The organism is Alphaproteobacteria bacterium (assembly GCA_040218575.1).
In the GTDB taxonomy this organism is placed as follows: Bacteria; Pseudomonadota; Alphaproteobacteria; order JAVJRE01; family JAVJRE01; genus JAVJRE01.
In genome coordinates this window covers 26,107-49,717 of record JAVJRE010000006.1, presented here as the reverse complement: position 1 = coordinate 49,717, position 23,611 = coordinate 26,107, and the positions used below count along the sequence as shown (strand labels likewise).

Here is a 23,611-nt window from a genome sequence, read left to right as displayed (position 1 = left end):
TAGTAAGGAGGGGGATCGCATAGTTCCGGGCCAACGCCGCTTCGTGGTCAAACGACAAACACGCTATCGCCCGCCCACCTTCCGGGTTTGCCGGCTCATGCACAATGGTCTGCCTGTATGGTAAGACAGCGACCGACCACATTCCGGCATCGCCTTTTCTGCTACAGACAGCACACAGTTTCATGACCCCACCCGGCCCCTATCCCCTGCTCGATGCTCTGGCCCGTCGCCGGCCGTCGCGCCTGCCGGTGTGGCTCATGCGGCAGGCCGGACGCTATCTTCCGGAATATCGCCAGACCCGTCAGCAGGCCTCCGGCTTTCTGGATTTCTGCTATTCGCCGGCGCTGGCGGCACAGGCCACGCTGCAGCCGCTGCATCGTTTTGATCTGGATGCGGCGATCATTTTCTCCGACATTCTGGTGGTGCCCCAGGCGCTGGGCCGCAAGGTTTGGTTTGTGGAAGGTGAAGGGCCAAAGCTTGCGCCCTTGTCCGATCCGGCTGATGTGGACCGGCTGGAGTCTTCGCGCCTGGCGGATGATCTGGCGCCGGTCTATGAGGCTATCGCTCGTGTGCGGGCGGAGCTCAAGCCGCCGGTCGCGCTCATCGGCTTTGCCGGTGCGCCATGGACTCTGGCGGCTTACATGATCGAAGGTAGTGGCAGTCGCGACTGGGCCGTGGCCCGTCTCTTCGCCCTGCGCCACCCTGTGGCCTTTGCCCGACTGCTGGACCGGTTGGCCGACGCCATCGCCGATCATCTGATCGGACAGGTGCGGGCCGGCGCCCAGGTGCTGCAGATATTCGATAGCTGGGCCGGCGCCATCCCGGCCATGGACTTCGCCGCCTGGTGTATCGCGCCGACCCGCCGGCTGGTGGCGCGGGTGCATGCCGCCGTACCGGACGTGCCGATCATTGGCTTTCCGCGGGGGGCCGGTATCGGCTACCAGACCTATGCAAACGATACCGGCGTCTCCGGCATCTCCATTGACCAGGGGCTGGCGGTCCACTGGGCGGCGGACACTCTGCAACCGCAGGTGACGGTGCAGGGCAATCTGGACCCCATGCGTCTGGTCGCCGGTGGCGACGGGCTGGACCGGGCGGTGGATCACATCACCGGCGCCCTGGCCGGAGGTCCGTTCGTCTTCAACCTTGGCCATGGAGTCGTGCCGCAGACACCGCCGGAGCATGTGGCGCAGGTGGTCGACCGGGTTCATGCGGTGAGCGGTTTCGGACCGGCCCCATGACGAAGGCCGGCCCGTCAGCGGATGGCCAGGCGGAGCGCACAGCCATCGTCCTGTTCAATCTGGGTGGCCCCGATGGGCCGCGGGCGGTGCAGCCGTTCCTCTTCAACCTGTTCAATGATCCGGCGATCATCGGCGCGCCGGGACCGGTTCGCTGGCTGCTGGCGCAGTTGATCAGCCGCCGTCGCGCGCCGGTGGCCCGCGCCATCTATGATCATCTGGGCGGCGGCTCGCCACTGCTGGCCAATACCCGGGCCCAGGCCAGCGCGTTGCAGGATGCGCTGCATTCAACGCCGCCGGAAACGTCCCATCTCTCCACCGCGCCCCCCACCGCGCCAGGCGTCCCGACAAGTGCCACGCCAGGCGCCCCAACAGGCCCCACCCTGAGCGACCCGCCGACCTGTCGCGTCTTTGTCTGCATGCGGTACTGGGCACCGCAATCTGATGCGGTGGCGCAGGAGGTCGCCCGCTGGCAGCCAGACCGGATACTGCTGGTGCCGCTCTATCCGCAATTCTCCACCACCACCACCGGCTCTTCCTTCTCCGACTGGGACCGTGCCGCCCGGCGGGCCGGCCTGCAGGCGCCAACCCGCCGGGTCTGCTGCTGGCCGCTGGATGGCGGCTGGATTGCCGCCCTCGCGGACCTGTTGGCCGCGGGCCTGACCGAAGCCGCTCGTCAGGCGCCGGGCGCTGAACCGCGTATCCTCTTCTCCGCCCACGGCCTGCCGGAAAAGATCGTGGCCGGCGGCGATCCCTATGCCTGGCAGGTGGAACAGACCGCCGCCGCGATTGTCGCCGGCCTTGGCCAGGCGCAGCCGGCGCGGTCGCTGGCCCGGCCACTGGAGCGTGGCCGCGACTGGCAGGTGTGCTATCAGAGCCGGGTCGGGCCGCTGGCCTGGATCGGTCCTGATACCGAGGCGGAAATCGCCCGCGCCGGCGCTGACGGCCGGGCCCTGGTGGTGGTCCCTGTCGCCTTCGTCTCTGACCATTCCGAGACCCTGGTGGAGCTGGACATCGAGTATCGCGCGACGGCCGAGGCCGCCGCCGTGCCGGCCTATGTGCGGGTGCCGGTGGTGGCCACCCACCCGACGTTCATCGCCGGGCTCGCCGGCGTGGTGCGCCAGGCCCTGGCCCGCCACACGACGCAGCCGGTCAATCAGGCGGGCGGGCGTCTGTGCCCGGCCGGCTTTGGCCGCTGCCCCTGCCAGGCTTCCGTCCTGCCGTCTGCTGCCCTACCTGCCGCCCCGCCTTCCGGCACAGCCCCGGCCGGCGGCGCCGGCGCTGTCCGGCCGACCTGAGGAACAGACCCATGGATCATGACTGGTTGCGCGCCCTGCACATCATCAGCGTCATCGCCTGGATGGCCGGGCTGCTCTATCTGCCGCGCCTGTTCGTCTATCATGCGGCGGCGGAGCCGGGCTCCGTCCAGGCGGCAACCTTCACGGTGATGGAGCGTCGCCTGCTGCGCGCCATCATGAACCCGGCCATGATCGCCGCCTGGGTCTTCGGCCTGTGGATGATGATCAATATCCAGGCCTGGACCCAGCCATGGTTTCATGTGAAGGCGCTGGCGGTGGTCGCTCTCACCGTCCTGCATCATGTCTATGCGGCGTGGTTCCAGGCCCTTCGCGATGGCCGTAACCGGCGGCCGGCGCGCTTCTATCGCTGGTGGAACGAGGCGCCGGCGCTGCTCATGGTGGTCATCGTCATCATGGCGGTGGTCAAGCCGTTCTAGGGCCCGATAACGATTCCGCCGGCCGCTGCTGCCGGCGGCCCTGTGTGGCCGGGATCAGGCGGTGGCCGCGGGTGGATTCCCCGGATGTCCCGCGAATTCCGTGCTTTTTGCCTTTGACAGGGACCGGCCGGCGGCTTAAGAGAGGGGCAACCGGCGCGACGCTCTCTATTCCGCGCCTTTCGTTCAGCGCTTCGTCCGAGGCCGCTTCCCTCCTCTTCCCGCGTTCCCGCTCTGACCTCTCTGCTTCCCTGCGTCCGCGCATCTGACGTCTTGCGATCACGGGTATGCCGGTTTGAGTGGTGTCCTGACGGGAGTCCTATCGGGCCGACCGTCCGCTGTTGCGCCTGACGCCCTTTTCGCCCCACCACCCTTTCCACTACAGAATTGCTGACCCCTCCATGGATCTTACAGAACTGAAGCTCAAGTCTCCGGCCGACCTCTTGTCCTTCGCCGAGGAACTTGAAATCGAGAACGCCTCGGCCCTGCGCCGCCAGGACATGATGTTCTCGATCCTCAAACAACTGGCCCGTAATGACGTGCCGATCTTCGGCGCCGGGGTCATCGAGGTGCTACAGGACGGCTTTGGCTTCCTTCGTTCGCCGGAGTCCAATTATCTGCCGGGGCCCGACGACATTTACGTCAACACAACCCAGCTTCGCCGCTTCGGCCTGCGCACCGGTGATACGGTGGAGGGGCAGATTCGCGCGCCGCGCGACGGCGAGCGCTATTTCGCCCTGATGAAGGTCAATCGCATCAACTTCCAGGAGCCGGAAGAGGTGCGCCACCGCATCAACTTCGACAACCTGACGCCGCTTTATCCCGACGAGCGCATCAATCTGGAAGTAGAGCCGAGCGAGAGCGACAAGCCGTCAAAGACCAAGGACATGACGGCGCGGGTGATTGACCTGGTGGCGCCACTCGGCAAGGGCCAGCGGGCGATCATCGTCGCCCCGCCGCGTACCGGCAAAACCGTGATGATGCAGGCTATTGCCCACTCCATCACCGCCAATCATCCGGAAGTCTATCTCATCGTCCTGCTGATCGATGAACGGCCGGAGGAAGTCACCGACATGGCCCGCTCGGTCAAGGGCGAGGTTATTTCCTCCACCTTCGATGAGCCGGCGACACGCCACGTGCAGGTGACGGAGATGGTGCTGGAGAAGGCCAAGCGGCTGGTGGAGCACAAGCGCGATGTGGTCATCCTGCTGGACTCCATCACCCGTCTCGGCCGCGCCTACAACACCGTGGTGCCAAGCTCTGGCAAGGTGCTGACCGGCGGCGTTGACGCCAACGCCCTGCAGAAGCCAAAGCGCTTCTTCGGTGCGGCGCGCAATATCGAGGAAGGCGGTTCACTGACCATCATCGCCACCGCGCTGATCGACACCGGCAGCCGCATGGATGAAGTGATCTTTGAAGAGTTCAAAGGCACCGGCAACTCGGAAATCGTTCTCGACCGCAAGCTGTCGGACCGGCGTGTCTTCCCGTCGGTGGATATTCAGAAGTCCGGCACCCGCAAGGAAGAGCTGCTGATGCCCCGCGATGAGCTGTCGAAGATATTCATCCTGCGGCGCATCCTCTCGCCCATGGGAACCAGCGACGCCATGGAGTTCCTGCTGGACAAGCTGCGCACGTCAAAGTCCAACGCCGATTTCTTCCAGTCGATGAACCAATAGCTCAGCAGAGTTCGTGGGTCGCCCGCCAGTCGGGGCTTACATAATTGACGATCAGCGAGCGGCGCTCGCCCCTTATGGGCGTGTGGCCGACGCCGTGCCAGGTGTTCGCTGCCGGCACGAAGATGACGCCCCGGCCCCGGCCATAGGGGGCGGTGCGCACATGGACGTGGTCCGGCGGGCCTTCAAGAATATCGGTGCCGGCGTCCGCCAGGGCCGGATCATCCGCCAGATAGATCACCATGGTGAAGCGTTTGACGGCGATGTCGGTATGTGGCTCCAGCCAGAAGCCCGGCCGGTCCATGCAGTATTCAATACGCAGACGGGCGCCGTCCAGGCGCGCGCCGGTCATCGCCGACAGCCTGTCACGCACCGGCGCACTGTCGAACGCCGCCGCCAGTCCGGCGCACACGGCGAACCGCGCCTGATTGGCCGGGCTGAAGAACACACGCCGTTCGTTGTCGTCCTCGCGCCGGCCCACGTGCCGCGGATCGTCCGGCGGCGCGAAGGGCAGGGCACAGATGGCCGCCGCAGTTTGCCGGCTGACCGCCTCGCGCAGCAGCCAGTGGTCGAAGGGGTCGGCGAAGGCCGCCGCCTCGCGGAGGCAGGCTAGAAAGGTCGCGGCAGTGCTGTCGGCCGTGGCGTCATCGGGCATGACCGCACTCTAGCGCCGCGTCGCTGTGTGGCGCTGCGGCATGGGGTAGCATGGCTGATGGCGTCCCTCTCCGACCCCCTCGACCCCCTCTCCGACTCGGCGCTTGCGGCCCTCGATCTGGTGGCCGATGGACCGGCTTTCACCAGTCTCAATAGCCGGCTGCGGCCGGTGCGGCGCACTGGCCGGGGCCCGTCGGGCGGCAAGCTGCTGCTGAAACTGCCCCGTCGCGGCAGCGACGAGGCGCGATTCGGTCCGCCGGCGCTGGCCGCCTTCGCCGGTCCGGCCATGGTGCGGCTGGTGGGTATGGTGGAGACAGACGCCGGTCCGGCCCAGGTGCTGCAGCGGCTGGTTCCCGGCGAGCGCCTCGACACGCTGTCGCGCGCTGGCAATGACGACCGGGCCACGGAAATTCTCGGCCGCCTGATGGCAGCACTGCACGTGCCGCCACCGGCTGGTGCCGGCGCCCCGCCGTTTCAGACCCTGGCCGATGTCACCGCCACCCTCCATCGCCCGGCCGCCGCGCCGGCGCTTGCCCCGTGGTCCGGCCTGCTGGACCGGGCGCGATCGCTTTGCCATGACCTGCTGGCGTCGCCGCCGTCGCCGCCGCTGCTTCTGCATGGCGATCTGCACCATGAGAATGTGTTGCGCCACGACGATGGCGACGGCGGGCGGTGGATCGCCATTGATCCCTGGGGTGTCACCGGCGAGGGCGCGGCCGATGGCGCCGCCCTGCTGCAAAACCCGGACGGCCCTGCAGCGGCTCATCTGTTCGGGCCGGCGGCGCTGGCCCGCCGCCTCGCCATCCTGGCCGAGACCACCGGCTATGACCGCCAGCGCCTAGCCATGTGGGGTCTGGTCCTCAACGCGGTGTCGCTGGTCTGGCACCACCAGGACCGGACGCCGCCGCGCGCCGGCCTGGCGGTGGTGGACTCGCTGGCCCGCCTGATCTAGGCCACCGCAGTCAGGCCCAGCGCCGCCTGCGCCCGGTCGATCCACGCCCGGACCGCCGGCCGCCCGGCCAGATCGAAGCCGCCCTCATGGGCCAGCCGCGTATAGGCCAGCAGCGCCGCGTCCGCCACTGTCGCGCCGTCGCCGACCAGCCATGGCCGCTCCGCCAGCCGCCGTTCCATCAGGTCCAGCGCCGCCTCGCCGCGCTCCACCCGCCACGGCTCGCGGGCATCGGCCGGACGGCCCTGATAGAGCATGTGAAAGCGGCACACGGCGATGTAGGGCTCGTGGCTGTACTGTTCCCAGAACAGCCATTCGTCCACTTGCGCCTGCGCATAGGGGTCGTCCGGCAGCAGGTCGCTGCCCCGCGCCAGGTGGCGGATGATGGCGTTGGACTGGGCCAGCGTACGGCCGTCGGCGAAACGCACCGCCGGCACCTGCCCCATGGGGTTGAGCGCCAGAAAGGCCGCCGTGCGGCTTTCGCCGGCGAGAATGTCCACCTCGTGCCAGCGATAGGCCAGACCCAGATGGTCGGCGACTGCGCTGACCTTCAGGCAATTGCCGGACCGCCGGTCGCCGAACAGGGTGAAGCCCTGTCCCGCCGCCGGGTCTGGCGTCGTCATGGTTCTAGTTGCCCCGTTCGGCCCGCCGCCGCCGGCCGCCGCGCCGTTGACCCGGCGCCAGTTGCGCCTGGTCATGCCGCGCCACCTCGCGCAGCAGGTCGCGCACCGCCGCGCGCCACGCCTCGTCGCCCGGCAGGTCGGGGTCGGCGACGATCTTCGCTGTCGCGTCCGCCGCCAGAAGGATTTTCGCCGCCGCCGCCGGGCTGGCTCCGTCACCCAGGCTGATGGCCCACGGCATCAGCAGGTCGCGGCTTTCCCGCGTCGCCGGCATGGCGCCGGCCAGCGCCGCCCGCATGATGCCTTCGGGATCGGCCGCCGCCAGTTCAGGCTCGCCGCGCATGACTTTTTTCGCCATGGGCCGATTGTCGCAGAGGCGACCGTCTTGGCGCAACGACAGCCCCGTGCGAAAGTCCTCGCCTGTTTCCCTCTCGTCCGCTCCTGTCCCATCCCTCGTCCTGCCTGTGGGAGTCGCTCCATGGCCGCCGCCGACCGTCTCGTCATTGCCGTCTGCCAGATGGGACCGGTCGAGCGCGGCACGCCCAAGCGCGACACCGTCGCCCGCCTGGTCAGCCTGCTGGAAACGGCGGCGGCGCGCGGCGCGCGCTTCTGCGTCTTTCCGGAAATCGCGCTCACCACCTTCTTTCCCCGCTGGGTGATCAATGATCCGGCGGAGCTGGACGCCTGTTTCGAGAGCGATATGCCGAACCCGGATGTGCAGCCCTTGTTCGAGCGGGCGCGCGCGCTGGGCACCGCCTTTGCGCTGGGCTATGGCGAACGGGCCGATCACAGTCAGCCCGGCGACGATCCGCGCCACTACAACACCATGGCTCTGGTGGATGATCAGGCGCGGGTCACCGGCACCTACCGCAAGGTGCACGTGCCGGGCACCATCGAGCCGGTGGCGGGCCTGCCGGTGCAGCACATGGAGAAGCGCTACTTCCGTTTTGGCGACAAGGGCTTTCCCGTCTGGCCGCTGCTTGGCACCCGCATCGGCCTGGCCATCTGCAATGACCGCCGCTGGTCAGAGACATGGCGCGTGCTGGGGCTCAAGGGGGCGGAGGTGGTCGGGCTCGGCTTCAATACGCCGGTGCAACTGCCGGACTATCCGGAGATGAACCATTTGCGCGGCTTTCACCACCTGGTCTCCATGCAGGCCGGGGCCTATGAGAACGGCCTGTGGATCGCCGCCGCCGCCAAGGCGGGCGTCGAGGGCGACGTGCCCATGCTCGGCGTCTCCACCATCATCGCCCCCTCCGGCGAGGTGGTGGCCATGACCACCAGCCAGGGCGATGAGGTGATTACCCACGACGCCGACCTGACCCTGGCGCGCCGCTACAAGACCTTCTTCGACTTCGCCACCAACCGGCAGCCCGCCGCCTATGAACCGATCACCGGCCAGACCGGAGCCGACCCATGAGCGACGGGCCTGTCGCCGCCACCAACTCGGCCATCGACCGCGACTGGCTGGCGGCGACGCCGAAGTCCGCCGCCCTGGCCGCCGAGGCGCGGCGCCTTTTCCCCTCCGGCGTGGTCCATGACTCCCGCTATGTCCAGCCCTACGGCCCCTATATCGAACGCGCCGCCGGTGCTCACAAATGGGATGCGGATGACCGTCGCTACATCGACTATTTCGCCGGCCATGGCGCGCTGATTCTGGGCCACAACCGGCCGGAGGTGCAGACCGCCGTGGCCGACGCCCTGGCCCACGGCACCCACATGAACGGCAATCACCGCTGGGAGATTCGCTGGGGCCAGGCGATTCAGGCCCTGGTGCCGGCGGCGGAGCGGGTGCGCTTCGTCGCCTCCGGCACGGAAGCCACCCTGCTGGCCGTGCGCATCGCCCGCGCCGCCACCGGCCGTGACAAGGTGCTGCGCTTTCGCGGCCACTTCCACGGCTGGCACGATGAAATGGTGGCCGGCTATGGCTCGCACTTCGATCTGTCGCCGGCGCCGGGCGTCACCTCCGGGGCCACCGCCAATGCCTTGCTGGTGGATCCCAACGACCGTCAGGCGGTCGCCGAGGCGCTGGCCACCGGCCGTGTGGCGGCGGTCATTCTGGAGCCGCTCGGCTCCACCACCGGCCAGGTGCCGATCCAGAGCGACTTCCTGCATTTTCTGCGGGACGCCACGGAGAAAGCCGGCAGCCTGCTCATCTTCGATGAAGTGATTACCGGCTTCCGCTGCGCTCCCGGTGGCCTGCAGGAGGCCGAAGGTGTCATTCCCGATCTCACCTGCTGGGCCAAGATCGTTGCCGGTGGTCTGCCTGGCGGTGCCATCGGCGGCCGCCACGAGCTCATGGAGCGACTGGATTATGACGCCGCGGCGCGGCAGGGGTTTGAACGCATCTACCATCCGGGAACCTTCAACGGCAATCCGCTGGCCGCCGCCGCCGGCGCCACCACCCTGGAGCTGATCCCGACCACCGGCGCCTGCGACCACGTCAACCGGCTGGCGGCGGATCTGCGCCATGGCCTCAACCGGCTGTTCCGCGACACGGCGACGCCATGGGCCTGCTATGGCCGTTATTCCGCCTTCCACATCTTTCTCAATCCGGAGCACCCGGTCAGCGACCCTGACGGCTTCGCGCCAGAGGCGTTGAGCCGCGCCGTGCTGGCGACCAAACCGCCGGAGCTCATGCGCAAGCTGCGGCTGGCGCTCTATCTGGGCGGCATCGATCCGTCGGGCTGGCCCGGCGGCCTCTTCACCCTGGCCCACAGCCAGGAGGACGTGGCCGCCACCGTGGCCGCCTTCGCCGATGCGTTGCGCATGTTGCGGGCCGATGGCGACCTCTAGGCCGGTTTTGCTTCGAGCAGTGCCGCGTCTTTCGCCAGCGTGCGCTGCAGCGCCGGTCGCGCCTCCAGCCGCGCCACATAATCGGTGAAGCTCTTCCTCTTCTCCAGCATGCCGAACATCATGGCGAAGCGCAGGCCCGAACCGATCATCACATCGGCGGCGGAAAAGCGCGGCAGCAGCCATTCGCCGTGCTTCGCCAGCCCTTCCTCGAGGGTGTTCAGCACGCGCTCCAGATCGCCCCAGCCGGCCTGAGCCGGTGGCGACTCGCGCTGGTGGTGGGCGTCCATCAGGGCCGGCTCCAGCACACTGCCGGAAAAGAACAGCCAGCGCAGACAGGGCCCGCGGTCTGGCGCATCCGGCGCCGGCGCCAGCCCCTTCGCCGGAAAGCGGTCGGCCAGCCACAGGCAGATCGCCGGCCCTTCGGCGATGGGCACGCCGTCGGCCACCAGCAGCGGGATCTTGCCCATGGTGTTGAGCTTGAGAAAATCCGGTTTCCGCTGATCGCCCGCCGCCAGATCCATCAGTTTAATGGCATAGGGCTGGCCCACCTCTTCCAGCATCCAGCGGACTATGGGGCTGCGTGAATGCGGGTGATGATAGAGCGTGAGGTCGGGTGTCTTGTCTGGGCTTGCCATGGGATGGCCTCCGGGGGTGGCGGGACGGGCAATCCGGTCTAGCATCGTCATTTTCCGGGACCCTGAAAAGACGGCGGTGTCGCCATGGCCTTCCGTGTTCTGACCGGTGAACTGCAGCACGAAACCAACACCTTCAGCCGGGTGGCCACACCGCTCGCCGCCTTTCGCGCCCGCCAGTATCTGGAAAGTGATGAAAGCCTGGCGGCGCTTGCCGGCACCGCCAGCGAGCTGGCCGGCGTTCAGGACGTCGCCCTGCAGCACGGCTGGACTCTGGTTCCTACGATTGCCGCCTCCGCCACCCCGTCGGGGCTGGTCACCGCGGCGGCCTGGGAACATCTGTCGGGGCGTATTCTTGATGCGGCCGATTCCACCATCGACGGGGTGGTGCTGGGCCTGCACGGCGCCATGGTGTGCGATGGCGTGGAGGATGCGGAGGGTGATCTTCTGGCCCGCCTGCGCCAGCGCTTGCGTCCCGGCGTACCGGTGGCCATCACCCTTGACCTGCATGCCAACCTGACCGAGGCCATGGCCCGCCACGCCGACATCGTCCTGTGCTATCGCACGTATCCCCACGTGGACGCCCGCGAGGTGGCGCAGGAGGCGTCACGCCTGGTTCATCGCGCCATGGCCGGCGAGATCCGGCCGCACACCCGGCTCTATCGCGGCGCCGCGCTGGACGGTCTCAATCATGGCCGCACCCAGTCTCCGCCCATGACCACGGCGCTGGAAATGGCGGCCGATGCGGTGGCGGCCGACGACCGCCTGCTTGTCGTCTCGCTCGCCGCCGGCTTCACCTATGCCGACATCGGCGACGCCGGGCCAGGCGTCACCGTCACCTGGGACGACAGCCGCCATGGCGGTGCTTCGCGCGCCGATGCGCTGGGCAGGGATCTCTGGCGCTTCATCTGGCAAAGCCGGGCGGACAAGACAGAGGTTATGTGGACGCCACAGGAAATGGCGCGTCATGCCCGCGCCGGCGAAACCGCGGACGACCGCGCCAGGGGACCGCTGCTCGTCGCCGATTCCACCGACAATCCCGGCGGCGGCAGCTATGGCGACAATGTGCGGGCGCTGGCCGCCCTGCTGGACGCCGGCTGCAGCGACGCGCTCGTCGCCAGCATCTGCGATCGCGAATGCGCCGCCGCCTGCCACGCCGCCGGTGTCGGCGCGGCCCTCGATCTCATCCTTGGCAGCAAGGTTGACCCGGCGCTTTATGGCCCGCCGCTATCCGTTCACGCCACCGTCGAGAGCCTGCATGACGGTGCCTTCACCTATGACGGCCCCATGTATGCCGGCACTCGCGGCACGCTCGGTCCGACCGCGGTTGTGCGCCTGCGGCGCGACAATGGCGCCGACGTCATCGTCATCGTCAATTCCAATCTGCTGCAGATGCTTGATCGCGCCATGGTGACGGGCCTCGGTCTCGATCCGGCGGCCTGTGCCACTCTGGTGGTCAAATCCTCGCACCATTTCCGCGCTGCCTTCGGGCCGCTCGCCCGTCAGATCGCTACGGTGGACAGCGGCAGCCTGTGCACCCGTGACTTGACGCGGTTGCCGTTCACAAAAGTGCGCCGGCCGGTATGGCCACTGGACGATGTGCCGGACGCGGTGGGGCTCAGGCCTTATGGCTGAGCCGTGCGCCGTGCGCCCTACACCAGCGCCTGGCCAATGAGCCGCGCCGCCAGCAGGGTGATGACCGCCTTGAAGCCCCACTGGAACCATGCTTCGGGGATGCGGCCCAGCAGCCAGCGCCCGGCCAGGGTGCCGAGGAAGCCCATGCCCACCATGGCCGCCATCAGGGCCAGCCACTCGCCATAGGCGAAGCCCACCAGGCCGAAAGCGGCTACCTTCAGGCCGTGCTGCGCCGTCATCTGGCCAGCGAAGGTGGCCACCGTGCGGAACCGGCCCAGCGTCTCGGCGTTGAGAAGCACCGCCACCAGCGGTCCGGTGGAGCCGAGGAACATGCTGGCGAAAGTGGTGGCGGCGCCGGCCGGCGCCATGCCCCACAGCGGCATGGTCCGCGGCTTCAGTTTCGGCGTCCACACCGCCCACAGGATGAACAGGCCAAGCGCCAGTTGCAGCCACACCTTGTTCAGGGCGACCACCATCTGCGCCCCGACGACGGCGCCGACCGCCGCCCCGGCGACGAACAGCAGCAGGATGGGCCAGGCGATGTGGCGGCCCATGATCAGCGTGCGCCCGGCATTGGAGCCGAGCTGCACCACCCCATGCACCGGGATCACCACCGCCGGCGACAGGGGCGCCATCAGCATGATGGCGATCAGGCTGACGCCGCCGCCGAGCCCCGCCGCCGCCGTCAGGGCCGAGGTGAAGAAGGCGGCAATGACGAAGACCAGTCCCCACAGCGGCGGCACCGCATCGGGCAGCAGAACGGTCAGGCCGGCCAGCCAGTCGGCGCTCATGTGGCGGCCTTTACGACCGCATCCGGGCCGGCCGGCGGAGTGGCGAAATATCCTGTGCCCATGGCGCGCCATGCTGGTCATTGCGCGCCGGCCAGTCCAGACTTGTCGCCATGGCCGAACCGCTGCTCCCCGCTGCCGATCCCGCCGCCGTGGCGAAGGCCGTCGTTCGCGCCCGTGATGGGCTGGCCCGCCATGGTACGCCGCTGGCCCGCGCCCTCCTCGCCCGGCTGATTGATCCCGCCGCACCGCTTGCCCCGGTCATCGCCGGCCTCATGGCCTGTCGCAATGCCGATGGCGGTTTCGGCCACGCCATGGAGCCGGACGCCTTTGATCCGTGGTCCAGCGTTCTCGACACCACCGTCGCCCTGCGCCTGGCCGATCTGGCGGGGGTGCCGGCGGAGCATCCCCTGCGCACCGCGGCCATCGGCTATCTGGCCGGGGCCTGTGACCGGCGCATCAGCGCCTGGTGGATCCGCCCGCGCCTGCCGGCGGCGGATCGCTCCGCCCCGTGGTGGCAGGCGGCGTCGCTCCGCGAACTTCAGGTCCGTTTCGCCGGCGGTCATATCAATCCGGCGGCTGAAGTGGCGGCCCACCTGCTGGCTCATGCGGCGCACCGGCCGCAGGATCTGCCGGCGGGATGTGCCGGCGAGGCCGCCGCCCGCGCCACGGCGGCCATAGAAACGCGGCGCGACGAAATGGAAATGCACGAGATGCTGTGCGCCGCCCGGCTGTTGCAGGCTGTGACGGCCCATCCCGGCGGCGACGGCGCCGAGGAATCACTCAGGCTTCGCCTCGCCGGGCGCCTGAACCACCTGCTGCCGCGAACCATTGAACCCGATCCGGCCAAATGGTCCGGCTATGGCCTGCGCCCGCTGGACGTGTTGACCACCTCTGACCACCCTCTTGCCGGCGCCGTGCCGGCCGACCTCATCGCCCGCAACCTGGACCATCTGCTGGCGGAGCAGGACCCCGCAGGCCTGTGGCGGCCGCGCTGGTCATGGGCCGAGGTCAATGCGGACCTGTGGGCCATGGCGCACACCGCCTGGTCCGGCCTGCTGACCGTGGAGGCGGTGGCGACCCTGCTGGCGTGGCGGGAAAGTCAGAGCCTCTGAAATCCTGTCTTCACACATCTTTGCGGATCACTGGCTTGGCCCTGAACCGGCGGTTGTGACAGGCTGAACCGGACCACAACCGTTGCCGGTTCCATGCTCTCTGTACGCCACGTCACGCGCTTCGCCGCTGCCAGCCTGCTGATCCTGGCTCTTTTGGTTGCCGCAACCATCGAGGCTCGCGCCCAGTCCGCTGCCGCCACTCCGTCCGTCACGCCCGAGGCCCGCCATCTGGCGGCGCTGTTCGAGTGGCTGGCGTTCTTCGAGGAAGACGAGCATGACGAGATACGCCCGCTGGCGCGGCTCGACGGGCCGCTCTCCTTCGTGCCGGTGGATGCCGCCGGCGACCGCGCCGCGCTTGGCCGCTTCATCGCCCTGCTGGAGGTGGCCCGCGACACCCTCGGTCTCGACCGGCCGGCTCCGGGCGCCGTCGCCGGCGCGGCCGGCGGGTCGGCCGGCGGCAAGCGGTCGGGCGTCACCCTGTTGCCGGTGTCCCTCTCCGGTCGCGACGGACGGTTGCGCGAGCTGGATCCGGGTTTCTCCTGCGTCACCGTGCGCATCCGCGGCGTCGCCTCGCCGCTGGTGGTCGGCCGCGCCGATATTCCCGAGGCGCTGTGGCCGGAATGCACGGCGCACGAGCTTCTGCACGCGGTCGGCTTCTTCAATCACACGGTGGGGTCGTTGCCGTCCATTCTGCGCAGTGACGGCGGCGAAGCGGTGCTGCCGGCGGATTTCGCGCTGCTCGCTCTGCTGCGCGACCCCACACTCCGCTCCGGCATGACCCGTCAGCAGGCCATGGCTCAGGTGCCGTCGCTTATCGCCCGGCACAATCTGGCCCAGGGGCTGGTTCTCGATCCGCCGGTCGATGATGCGGCAGCGGCGCGCTTTGCCGCCGCCTATACCGCGGCGGCCGACTCGTTCGCGGCGGAGTGCCGGTTGCGCAGTCGCGGCTGTCGCCGCGCCGTGTTGCTGGAGCTCGCCCGCTATGGCGAGGAGAATGCGGTCATTGCGCTGGCCGATACCTGGGCGGATTCCATGACTCCGGTTTTCGCCGTGTCCGGTCGCCGCGCCGTGGCTGGTGCGCCGGTCAGCCCCGTCGCTCACTTCTGGCTGGCCGAGGCCGCCGCCCGGGGCAGTTTCACGGCGGTGATCCTGAACGCCGAAGTGAATGAAGGCCATCACGGCGGCACCGCCGATGCCGACCAGGCCTATTACTGGTGGCGCTATGCTCTGCTGCTCAACCGCACGGCCACCGCCGCCCTGCGCCAGGCACCGCTGTTCGCTCCCTCGCCGGAACAGCTCGACGGCGTGGACCGCCTGGCCGATCAGGTGCTGACGCCGTCCGTTCGCCGGGCCCGCCGGGCGATCAACGCGGCCACCGCCGCGCGGCTCGATGGGGAGGTGGCCGCTGCGGTAGCGGCCCTTGGCATAGGCGAATCCCTGACCGACTTCGTGACCGCCGACGCCCCGTCAACGGTCCCGGCCGCGCCCATCGCGTCCGGTGCCGCGTCCGAAGCCAAGACCGGCGTCAAGTCTGGCAAGGCCGATCCCGCGTCATCCCTGCCACCCGCCGCGGCCACCGGCGGCACCGGCGACAGCGGACGCAACTAGGACTCTGCCGCCGGGTTGCTCTTTAATCACCCACTGTCAGGATTGTCGCCCCCTGGGTCCGCCGGCCCTCCAGCGCCGTATGCGCCGCCTGCACCTCGGCCAGCGGCCAGGTCTGGCCGATATCGGCCTTCACCGCTCCCGACGCCACCATCTCGAACAGCTTGGCCGCGCTGGCCTCCAGGTCGTTGCGGGCGCGGTTGTAGACCGCCAGCGACGGCCGCGTGTAATAGGCAGCCTTGGGCGCGAAGACGGCCAGATTGACCGGCGGCACCGGCCCCGACGACTGGCCGAAACTGACCAGCATGCCGCGCGGCGCCAGGCACCCGATGGATCGCTCGAAGGTGTCCTTGCCGACCGAGTCATAGACCACCGACACGCCGCGCCCGTCGGTCAGCTCCATCAGTCTGGCGACGAAGTCCTCTGCGTTGTAGTCGATCACGTGTTCGGCGCCGGCGGCCTTCGCCCGGGCCACCTTGTCCGGCCCGCCGGCGGTGCCGATCAGCCGCACCCCGAGCGCCTTCGCCCATTGGCAGGCAATCAGGCCGACGCCGCCCGCCGCCGCATGGAACAGGATGGTCTGGCCGGCGCCCACCCGGTAGGTGCGGTGGAAGAGATACTCCACCGTCATGCCCTTGAGCATCAGGGCCGCGGCGTCGCGGTCGCTGACCCCATCGGGGATCTTCACCAGGCGGTCGGCGGGAATCAGCCGCTCTTCCGCATAGCTGCCGGCCACTCCGGCATAACCCACCCGCTCGCCGGGCTTGACCAGGCTGACGCCGGCGCCAACCGCCTCCACCACACCGACGCCCTCGCTGCCGATCACCGTCGGCAGATCGATCGGGTACAGGCCAGAGCGGTGATAGGTATCGATATAGTTGAGGCCCACCGCCGTGTGGCGCAGCCGCACCTGACCCTCGGCCGGCGCCTCCACCTTGATGTCACTCCAGGTAAAGACCTCCGGCCCGCCGGTCTCGAACAGAAGCTGCGCCTTTGCCATGGGACTCTCCGCTATATGCTGCGTGTTGCCGGTCGCCGGCTTCCGTCAGAGCGCCAGGTGCTCGGCCAGAAACGCCGCCGTGCGGTCGTTGGCCAGCGCCGCCGCCGCCGCATCATAATGCGCCCCACCGAGCCGTGCGAAGGCGTGGTCGCATGACTCATAGGCATGCAGCGTCACATTGGGATTGCCGTCCAGGGCGGCCCGGATCTGCGCCTGGGCTTCGGGCGGACAGAACTGGTCCTTGCCGGCCATGTGCAGCATCAGCGGATGGGTGATGCGGTCGGCCTCGTCCAGCGCCGCCTCGATAGCCACGCCGTAATAGCCCACATTGGCGTCCGCGTCCGAGCGCGTGGCCATCAGATAGGCCAGCTTGCCGCCGAGACACCAGCCGATGGTGCCGGCAACGCCGCTGCACGATACAAGCCCGCGCAGATGGTCCAGCGCCGCCACCAGGTCGCGTACGCCCGCCGCTTCGTCAAAGCCCTGGTACAACTGGAACGCCCGACCCCACTCCGCCTCACTCTGGTCGGTCAACTGGATGCCTGGCTCCTGCCGCCAGAACAGGTCCGGGCACAGCGCCACATAACCGGCCGCCGCATAGCCGTCGCACAGGTCGCGCATCACCTGGTTGACCCCGAAAATCTCCTGGATCACCAGCAGGCCGGGCTTCTGGCCGCCGCTATCGCCCGCCACATAGGCGCTGAATGTGCCGTCCGGCCCGTCGATCATGACGTCGCTCTTGCCAGCGCTCATGTTTGCGCTCCTCTTATGTGGTGTTCGCCTGTGAACCGCCCGCCGCCGGTCAGCGCCAGGCCCGGCTGATCCAGCCACGCCGCCCCCTCGTGCTGCAGCAGCCACGCCTTGGTGGCCAGACCGCCCTCGCCGGAATAGCCGTGCAGTGCGCCGTCCGCCCCCAGAACCCGGTGGCAGGGAATGAAGATCGGCAGGGGGTTGGCGCCACACGCACCGCCCACCGCGCGCGCGGCGGTGGCCAGCGCCGCCGCCACCTGGCCATAGGTCCGTGTTTGGCCCCAGCCGATTGTGCCGAGCGTCCGCCACACCGCCTGGCGAAAGGCGCTGCCGGCCGGCCGCAGCACCAGGTCGAAAGCGTGCCGGCGGCCGGCGAAATAGTCGTTCAGTTGGTCGCGGGCATCGCTCAGGATCGGGCTCTCGCGGCTGTCCGCCGCATAGCCCCAGTCGAGCCGCGTCAGGACCTGGCCGTCCGCCGTGTCCTCAGCGGTTATGGTCAGGTCGCCGACCGGGCTGGTCAGGGACAGACGGGTGATGGTGGCGCGCGCGCTCATGGCCCCAAGTCTAGCCCGGCCCCGGCGACCGGCCCAACAGGCGGCGGCGGATCAGGCGGGCGGTACGCTCTCCGCCAGGCTGCGGTGCGGGTGGCGGCGGTCGCCGCGTGAATTGGCCTTGCGCACATAGGTGATGGTCGCCGAAGGATGTTCGTGCTTGGCCTTGAGCGCGGCAATCAGCGCGTCCTCCGCCTCCACCGTTACGCAGTTGGTGTGGCCGGCCGTGTTCAGGCCGATGGCGTAGCAGATCATGGTCTCCCCCTCTGCCGTGAGGTGACCAGTCTAGGCCTGCTCGTGCCTTTGCGCCAATTGGTCGGTCAGAGCCGTCGCATCCTCCAGCGGCAGGCCGCACACCGGGCCATGGCACACATAGGCCGCCGCTGCGCCGCTCTTGCCCCCGCCGGTCTTGCCGCAGGCCGGGTGGCCGGCCGGCAGCGCCTCGTCCGGCTTGACCCGCAGCCACGCCACATCGCCGCCGTCATGGCGGCGCACCGCCGCCACCAGCCCGTCGGCCGCCGCCCCCGGTGGTCCGGCCACCACCACCTGAGTCAGGCTTTCCGTGCGGGCGCTGGCATCCAGCACCGTAGCGTGGGCAAAACCGTTGCGCCGGGCCTCGCCGGCGAAGGCGCGGCCGATGGCGTCGGCCTGGTCGCGCCGCGCCCCATCACCGGTCAGCCAGAACAGCCGCGCCAGCGTATCCATCAGCACCCCATTGCCGGACGGGTTGGGGTTGTCGAAGGCATTCTTGGGTCTGGGCGTCAGGTCGCCGGCGTCGTGATCGTCAATGAAACAGGCGCCGTCGCTGTCGGCGTGATGGGCCAGCGCCTCGTCGGCCAGCGTCCCGGCCCGCGCCAGCCAGTCGGCCTCGCCGCTGGCCTGGTGCAGCGCCAGGGCGGCGCTGGCCAGCCAGGCCCGGTCGTCCAGCATGGCGCCCGGCCCCACCCGCCAGCGGCCGTCCTCCGCCCCGCCCGCCATAACGTCCGCCATATCACAGGCTCCGCTGTGCCGCCGGCCACCGTCCTGCTGCAGGGCGGCCTCGACGAAAGCGAAGGCTTGTTCCGCCCGGGCGATCCAGCGCGGCTCGTCCAGGATCGCGCCGGCCCGGGCCAGGGCGCGGATCGCCATGGCGTTCCAGTCGGCCAGCACCTTGTGGTCGCGCATGGGCTGCACCCGCGTCTGCCGTCGCTGCAGCAGAACCTCGCGACAGAGCGCCAGCTCCGCCTCGCTTGCCGCATCCAGCAATTCGCCGTCACCCCTGCCGCCGCCGCCGGCGCCCGCCCGTCGCCCGCCTTCATGTCGTCTGTGCAGAATGGTGTGTCCTTCCCAGTTGCCCCCGGCGCTTACCTCATAGACCCGGGCGAACAGGTCATGGTCGCGGCCGGCGGCGGCGAGAACGTCACGCACCTCGTCCAGGCTCCACACCGCATGGGCGCCCTCCCGGCCGCCCGCATCGGCGTCCAGCGCCGCCGTGAAGCCGCCATCGATCCGCTGACCGTCCGCCACAATCACCGCCGGCGCGCTCATTTCGCGCGTCAGCCAGGCGACGGTCTCGCTCGCCCGCTGGCGCCACAGGGGCGACCCGGTCACCGCCCAGGCTTCGGCCAGCAGTTCCAGCAGCAGCGCATTGTCGTAAAGCATCTTTTCGAAATGCGGCACCAGCCACCGGTCGTCCGTGGCATAGCGGGCGAAGCCGCCGGCCAGATGGTCATAAATGCCGCCCTGACACAGCGCGTCCAGCGTCCGCGTCACCGCGTTGGTCAGCGCCGGCTCGCCGCTCCGCCGCCCCTCGCGCCACAGGAACAGGAGCTGCGGCACATTGGGAAACTTTGGCGCGCCGCCGATGCCGCCATTGGTCAGGTCCATCGCCGCCAGCAATCCATCCGCCGCCCGCCGCCGGTCGTCCGCGTTCAGCGGCGCACCGGGCTCGGGCCGGTTGATACGGTGCAGCGCCTGGCGGATCGCCGCCACATTGGTCTGCACCTTGTCGGGCTCCTGCCCGTGAATGTGGGCGATGCCTTCCAGCACGTCGCGGAAGCCCGGCCGGCCCCAGCGTGCCTGCGGCGGATAATAGGTGCCACCGAAGAAGGGCTCCGCCTCAGCGGTCAGGAACAGGGTCAGCGGCCAGCCGCCCTGCTCGCCCAGCAGGGACAGGGCCTGCTGATGAATCTGGTCCAGATCCGGCCGCTCCTCGCGGTCCACCTTGATATTGACGAAGTGGCGATTCATCACCTCGGCCGTCGCCGGGTCTTCGAAGCTCTCGTGGGCCATCACATGGCACCAGTGACACGCCGCATAGCCGACCGACAGCAGGATCGGCTTGCCGCTGGCCCGCGCCTCGCCCAGCGCCGCCGGGCCCCAGGCCCGCCAGTGCACCGGATTGTCCCTGTGCTGCAACAGGTAGGGGCTGGCCTCGTGACGCAGCAGGTTTTCCGCCGGCAGGATGCCGCCGGCAGGGGCGTCGGACGAAGACGGGGTGCCGGGCGCGGTATGGCGCGCGGTGTGGGGCGGGATCATGCGCCCAACATAGGCTTCAGCCGCCGCCCATCCAGCCCCGCCGGCGAAACCACAGCACCAGGACCACCGCTACGCCGGCCATCAGGGCCAGTGCGAAGGGATAGCCGAGGCGCCACCCAAGCTCCGGCATGTTCCAGGGCGAGGCGGTGTCGAAGTTCATGCCATAGACGCCGGCGATGAACCCCAGCGGCATGAAGACGGTGGCGATGACGGTCAGCACCTTCATCACCTGGTTCATGGAGTGGGACAGGCTGGACAGGGTCAGCTCCACCAGTCCCGAGGCCACGTCGCGATAGGTCTCCACCATGTCCATGAGCTGCACCGTATGGTCGTGGCAGTCGCGCAGATAAAGCTGGGTCTGCTCGGTAATCAGGTCGTGGCCGCGGGCCAGCGCCGCCAGCGCGTCACGCTCCGGCCACACCGCGCGACGGATCATCAGCAGGTCGCGCTTGATGGCGTGGATGACCTGGATCGGTCGCGCCGATGGCTCTGTCAGCACCTGATCCTCGATGGCTTCCAGACGCTCGCCATAGGCCTCCGCCACCGGGAACAAGTGGTCGGTGATGGCATCCAGCAGGGCATAAGCCAGATAGTCGGCGCCGCGCGAGCGGATGCGGGTTCGGCCGCTGGCCAGCCTTTCGCGCACCCCGTCGAAACAGTCGCCGGGCCGCTCCTGAAAGGTGATGACAAAGCCGCGTCCCAGGAACAGCGACACCTGCTCGCTGTCCAGCAGCGGGCCGTCGCGGCCGCCGCCGGCCATGGGGGCGGACCGGTCATTGGCCTCGTCCGCCACCAGCCGCAGCATCCGCACCACTACATACAGGGTGTCGTCGAAATCTTCCGCCTTGGGCCGCTGGTGGACGTTGACCACATCCTCCAGCGCCAGCGGATGCAGACCGAACACCGTGCCCAGCCGGCCAATCAGCGCCGTATCGGCCAGCCCCACCACGTCCAGCCACAGAATCTTCTCGCTTTGCCGCAGCGCCGCCGCCTGCTCCGCGGACAGCCCGTCATGGGCCACGACGCCGGCGCTGTCATAGACCAGGGCCGAAACACGGGTGCCGTGCGCCGCCGGGTCGGCGGTCAGGGTGCCTGGCGCCGTGCCCGGTGGTGTGGGGCGTCGCCGCACCAGGGGCGGTCTGGCGCGCTTTCTGGCGGTGTGGCGGCTGGCCGTGGCCGGGCTGGCGCTGGCCGCCTGGTTGCCAGTCGGGTTGCCGGTCGCGCTGGCCGCCTGGTGGACAGTCGATTGCCGGTCGGCAGAGGATGTCGTGCGCATGGCTGGCTCCGGGTGGCCCCGTGTCGGGTAGGTACGGTCACACTATATACTGGCACGTCATGAGCCGCCCGCCCGACACCTCTGATACCCCCGACAGGCCAGGCAACAGGCCCGCCCCGTCCCGGCCCCGTCTGGCCACGGTGGCCGGCCGTCCCGCCGCCGCCGGCCCGGCCACCGGCGCCCGTGGCGGACAGGGGCGCGGCGAAAGCGGCGCCGACACCATCTATGCCCCGGCCACCGCCGCCGGTACCGCCGGCGTCGCCGTCATGCGCCTGTCGGGGCCCGGCGTGCGCGATGCGGTGCGGGCCATGACCCATGTGGCGCTGCCGCCGCCCCGCCGCGCGGCGCTTCGCCGCTTTCGCTATCCGGGCTCCACTGAGACCTTCGACCGCGGCCTGCTGCTGTGGTTTCCCGCACCGGGCAGCTATACGGGCGAGGACATGGCCGAGCTGCACCTGCACGGCGGCCGCGCCACCGTGGCCGCGGCGCTCAATGCCCTGGCCGGCCTGCCTGGCCTGCGCCCGGCCGAAGCCGGCGAGTTCTCGCGCCGCGCCTTTCTCAATTCCCGCATGGACCTGACCGAGGCCGAGGGCATGGCCGACCTGGTGGCGGCGGAGACCGAGGCGCAGCGTCGCCAGGCCCTGCGTCAGATGGAAGGCGGGCTGTCCCAGACCTATGACGACTGGCGGCAGCGGCTGACCCGCCTGCTGGCTCACGTGGAGGCGGAGCTGGACTTCGCCGAGGAGGCGCTGCCCGGCACCCTGCTGGCCGATGTCGGCCCGCGCGCGACGGCCCTGGCGGCGGAGATGCAGCGCCATCTGGACGACGGCCGGCGCGGCGAGCGGCTTCGCGACGGCTTCCATGTAGCCATTGTCGGCGCCCCCAATGTGGGCAAGTCGAGCCTGCTGAACGCCCTGGCCCGGCGCGAGGCGGCCATCGTTTCGGCCACCGCCGGCACCACCCGCGACGTGGTGGAGGTGCATATGGATCTGGGTGGCTGGCCGGTCACTTTGGCCGATACGGCGGGGCTTCGCGAAGGGCGGGACACGGGTGCCGGGCCGCGCTCGCAGCCACGCACCGAGTTCGAGGTGCCGGTAGCGCGGCCAGACGAATCACGGCGGACCACGCCGCACGGCGACAAGGCGAGTATCACCTGGTTCGGGCCGGACGATCCCTTTCCCATCGGCGGGGTGGAGGAATGGCGGCCGGGCATGGACACGCCGCCGCCCGACCCGCTGGGCGCCACGCCGTCCGCCGCCGGGCATGGCGGAGCGGCCGGGCCGTCCGTGCTCTATGGCGACGAGCAGGCGGCCATCGAGGCCGAGGGGGTGCGCCGCGCCCGCGCCCGCGCGGCGAGCGCCGACCTTACCGTGACGGTGTTCGATGCGACCCGCTGGCCGAGCCTCGACGGGGCCACCCGCGAGCTGGTGGACGACAGGACGCTGGTGGTCTTCAACAAGCTGGACCGGGTGCCGCCCGAAGCGCCGCTGCGGCAGCGCCATGCGCCGGCCGATGCGCCGGCCGACGCCCCGGCCGCCGACTCGGCTGGTGCCGGGGGCGCCACCTCAGCCGGGCCCCTGGAGGCGGCCGGCCGGCCGGCCTGGTGCCTGTCGGCTCTGACCGGCGAAGGACTGATGCCCTTCCTGAAAGCACTGCAGGATGAGGCGGCGCGCCGCCTGGCCCTCGGCCCGGCGCCGGCCTTGACCCGCGCCCGCCACCGCCGGGCGCTGGAAGAGGCGGTAGCCGCCCTCAACCGCGCCACGGCGCTGGCTACCGGCAGGGCGGCGGCGGGCAACACAGCGCACAACACGGCGGCCAACCCGGCGGGTGAAGGCGGACCGGACAATGATACTGACGCCATTGACGCGACAGACTCAAAAGGCGACGCCCCCGAACTCATTGCGGAGGACCTGCGCCTGGCCAGCCGGGCGCTCGGCCGCATCACCGGCCGGGTCGATGTGGAGGACCTGCTGGACCTCATCTTCCGCGAGTTCTGCATCGGCAAGTGAACTCAGATCGAGCGGCGCTCGGACGCTCTACGCCCTCCCCACCGCTTTCATCCAAGGCTAACCTGTTAGCC

Annotated in this window: 22 protein-coding genes; 11 read left to right on the top strand and 11 right to left on the bottom strand. The window is 69.5% G+C overall.

The genetic code is table 11. The annotated features are described in order from the left end of the window. The first annotated feature begins 182 nt into the window (after positions 1–182). The 4 genes from hemE (at position 183) to rho (ending at position 4,646) form a co-directional block, all read left to right on the top strand. Positions 183–1,241, top strand: a complete 1,059-nt coding sequence (gene hemE / locus RIE31_07880; protein ID MEQ8640504.1) for a uroporphyrinogen decarboxylase — start codon at positions 183–185, stop codon at positions 1,239–1,241. Continuing rightward, on the top strand, positions 1,238–2,536 hold the full coding sequence (gene hemH, locus RIE31_07875; GenBank protein ID MEQ8640503.1) for a ferrochelatase: 1,299 nt from the start codon (positions 1,238–1,240) through the stop codon (positions 2,534–2,536). The genes hemE and hemH overlap by 4 nt, the downstream gene beginning before the upstream one ends. Before the next feature lie 11 nt (positions 2,537–2,547). After that, positions 2,548–2,973 (top strand): protoporphyrinogen oxidase HemJ, encoded by a 426-nt coding sequence (gene hemJ / locus RIE31_07870; GenBank protein MEQ8640502.1) that lies wholly within the window; start codon positions 2,548–2,550, stop codon positions 2,971–2,973. A 398-nt stretch (positions 2,974–3,371) separates the two neighbouring features. Continuing rightward, positions 3,372–4,646, top strand: coding sequence for a transcription termination factor Rho (rho, locus tag RIE31_07865; protein ID MEQ8640501.1), 1,275 nt, complete (start codon positions 3,372–3,374; stop codon positions 4,644–4,646). A 1-nt stretch (position 4,647) separates the two neighbouring features. Here the strand turns inward: rho and RIE31_07860 are convergent, their stop codons facing one another. Then, the gene (locus RIE31_07860) at positions 4,648–5,298 is read right to left on the bottom strand and encodes a 2OG-Fe(II) oxygenase (GenBank protein ID MEQ8640500.1); all 651 of its coding nucleotides are present in this window, start codon (positions 5,296–5,298) and stop codon (positions 4,648–4,650) included. Positions 5,299–5,355: 57 nt separating this feature from the next. Between RIE31_07860 and RIE31_07855 the strand changes: the two genes are divergently transcribed. Beyond that, positions 5,356–6,249 (top strand): aminoglycoside phosphotransferase family protein, encoded by an 894-nt coding sequence (locus RIE31_07855; protein MEQ8640499.1) that lies wholly within the window; start codon positions 5,356–5,358, stop codon positions 6,247–6,249. On the opposite strand, the gene RIE31_07850 is transcribed toward RIE31_07855, so the two are convergent. Further along, positions 6,246–6,869, bottom strand: a complete 624-nt coding sequence (locus RIE31_07850) for a glutathione S-transferase family protein (GenBank protein ID MEQ8640498.1) — start codon at positions 6,867–6,869, stop codon at positions 6,246–6,248. The genes RIE31_07855 and RIE31_07850 overlap by 4 nt on opposite strands. Before the next feature lie 4 nt (positions 6,870–6,873). Further along, on the bottom strand, positions 6,874–7,224 hold the full coding sequence (locus tag RIE31_07845; protein MEQ8640497.1) for a hypothetical protein: 351 nt from the start codon (positions 7,222–7,224) through the stop codon (positions 6,874–6,876). A 120-nt stretch (positions 7,225–7,344) separates the two neighbouring features. On the opposite strand from RIE31_07845, the gene RIE31_07840 reads away from it, so the two are divergent. Further along, positions 7,345–8,286, top strand: a complete 942-nt coding sequence (locus RIE31_07840; GenBank protein ID MEQ8640496.1) for a nitrilase-related carbon-nitrogen hydrolase — start codon at positions 7,345–7,347, stop codon at positions 8,284–8,286. After that, entirely contained in the window at positions 8,283–9,662 is a 1,380-nt protein-coding gene (locus RIE31_07835) for an aminotransferase class III-fold pyridoxal phosphate-dependent enzyme (protein MEQ8640495.1), read from the top strand. Before RIE31_07840 ends, RIE31_07835 begins: the two co-directional genes overlap by 4 nt. Here the strand turns inward: RIE31_07835 and RIE31_07830 are convergent. Continuing rightward, positions 9,659–10,297 carry a glutathione S-transferase family protein gene (locus RIE31_07830; protein MEQ8640494.1) on the bottom strand — a complete coding sequence of 213 codons (639 nt, stop codon included), beginning with the start codon at positions 10,295–10,297 and terminating at the stop codon, positions 9,659–9,661. The two genes, RIE31_07835 and RIE31_07830, sit on opposite strands and share 4 nt — an antisense overlap. Before the next feature lie 84 nt (positions 10,298–10,381). Between RIE31_07830 and RIE31_07825 the strand changes: the two genes are divergently transcribed. After that, the gene (locus tag RIE31_07825; GenBank protein MEQ8640493.1) at positions 10,382–11,929 is read left to right on the top strand and encodes a M81 family metallopeptidase; all 1,548 of its coding nucleotides are present in this window, start codon (positions 10,382–10,384) and stop codon (positions 11,927–11,929) included. Positions 11,930–11,946: 17 nt separating this feature from the next. On the opposite strand, the gene RIE31_07820 is transcribed toward RIE31_07825, so the two are convergent. Next, the gene (locus RIE31_07820; GenBank protein ID MEQ8640492.1) at positions 11,947–12,720 is read right to left on the bottom strand and encodes a TSUP family transporter; all 774 of its coding nucleotides are present in this window, start codon (positions 12,718–12,720) and stop codon (positions 11,947–11,949) included. Between the two features lie 110 nt (positions 12,721–12,830). On the opposite strand from RIE31_07820, the gene RIE31_07815 reads away from it, so the two are divergent. Together RIE31_07815 and RIE31_07810 are read left to right on the top strand one after the other, a co-directional pair. Next, positions 12,831–13,832, top strand: coding sequence for a hypothetical protein (locus tag RIE31_07815; protein MEQ8640491.1), 1,002 nt, complete (start codon positions 12,831–12,833; stop codon positions 13,830–13,832). A 93-nt stretch (positions 13,833–13,925) separates the two neighbouring features. Then, positions 13,926–15,440 (top strand): DUF2927 domain-containing protein, encoded by a 1,515-nt coding sequence (locus RIE31_07810; GenBank protein MEQ8640490.1) that lies wholly within the window; start codon positions 13,926–13,928, stop codon positions 15,438–15,440. 22 nt (positions 15,441–15,462) lie between these two features. On the opposite strand, the gene RIE31_07805 is transcribed toward RIE31_07810, so the two are convergent. From RIE31_07805 to corA, 6 genes are read right to left on the bottom strand one after another with little or no spacing between them, the layout of a single operon-like run. Next, on the bottom strand, positions 15,463–16,437 hold the full coding sequence (locus RIE31_07805) for a quinone oxidoreductase (GenBank protein ID MEQ8640489.1): 975 nt from the start codon (positions 16,435–16,437) through the stop codon (positions 15,463–15,465). A 45-nt stretch (positions 16,438–16,482) separates the two neighbouring features. Next, the gene (locus tag RIE31_07800) at positions 16,483–17,190 is read right to left on the bottom strand and encodes a dienelactone hydrolase family protein (GenBank protein MEQ8640488.1); all 708 of its coding nucleotides are present in this window, start codon (positions 17,188–17,190) and stop codon (positions 16,483–16,485) included. After that, complete coding sequence (locus tag RIE31_07795) at positions 17,187–17,741, bottom strand: methylated-DNA--[protein]-cysteine S-methyltransferase (GenBank protein MEQ8640487.1); 555 nt, start codon at positions 17,739–17,741, stop codon at positions 17,187–17,189. Before RIE31_07795 ends, RIE31_07800 begins: the two co-directional genes overlap by 4 nt. A gap of 51 nt (positions 17,742–17,792) precedes the next feature. Beyond that, the gene (locus RIE31_07790) at positions 17,793–17,993 is read right to left on the bottom strand and encodes a hypothetical protein (GenBank protein ID MEQ8640486.1); all 201 of its coding nucleotides are present in this window, start codon (positions 17,991–17,993) and stop codon (positions 17,793–17,795) included. A gap of 30 nt (positions 17,994–18,023) precedes the next feature. Further along, positions 18,024–20,255 (bottom strand): thioredoxin domain-containing protein, encoded by a 2,232-nt coding sequence (locus RIE31_07785; protein MEQ8640485.1) that lies wholly within the window; start codon positions 20,253–20,255, stop codon positions 18,024–18,026. Positions 20,256–20,271: 16 nt separating this feature from the next. Next, positions 20,272–21,531: a magnesium/cobalt transporter CorA gene (gene corA / locus RIE31_07780; GenBank protein MEQ8640484.1), complete on the bottom strand. Its 1,260-nt coding sequence runs from the start codon at positions 21,529–21,531 to the stop codon at positions 20,272–20,274. On the opposite strand from corA, the gene mnmE reads away from it, so the two are divergent. Further along, positions 21,519–23,540: a tRNA uridine-5-carboxymethylaminomethyl(34) synthesis GTPase MnmE gene (mnmE, locus tag RIE31_07775; GenBank protein ID MEQ8640483.1), complete on the top strand. Its 2,022-nt coding sequence runs from the start codon at positions 21,519–21,521 to the stop codon at positions 23,538–23,540. The genes corA and mnmE overlap by 13 nt on opposite strands. Positions 23,541–23,611: the final 71 nt, after the last annotated feature.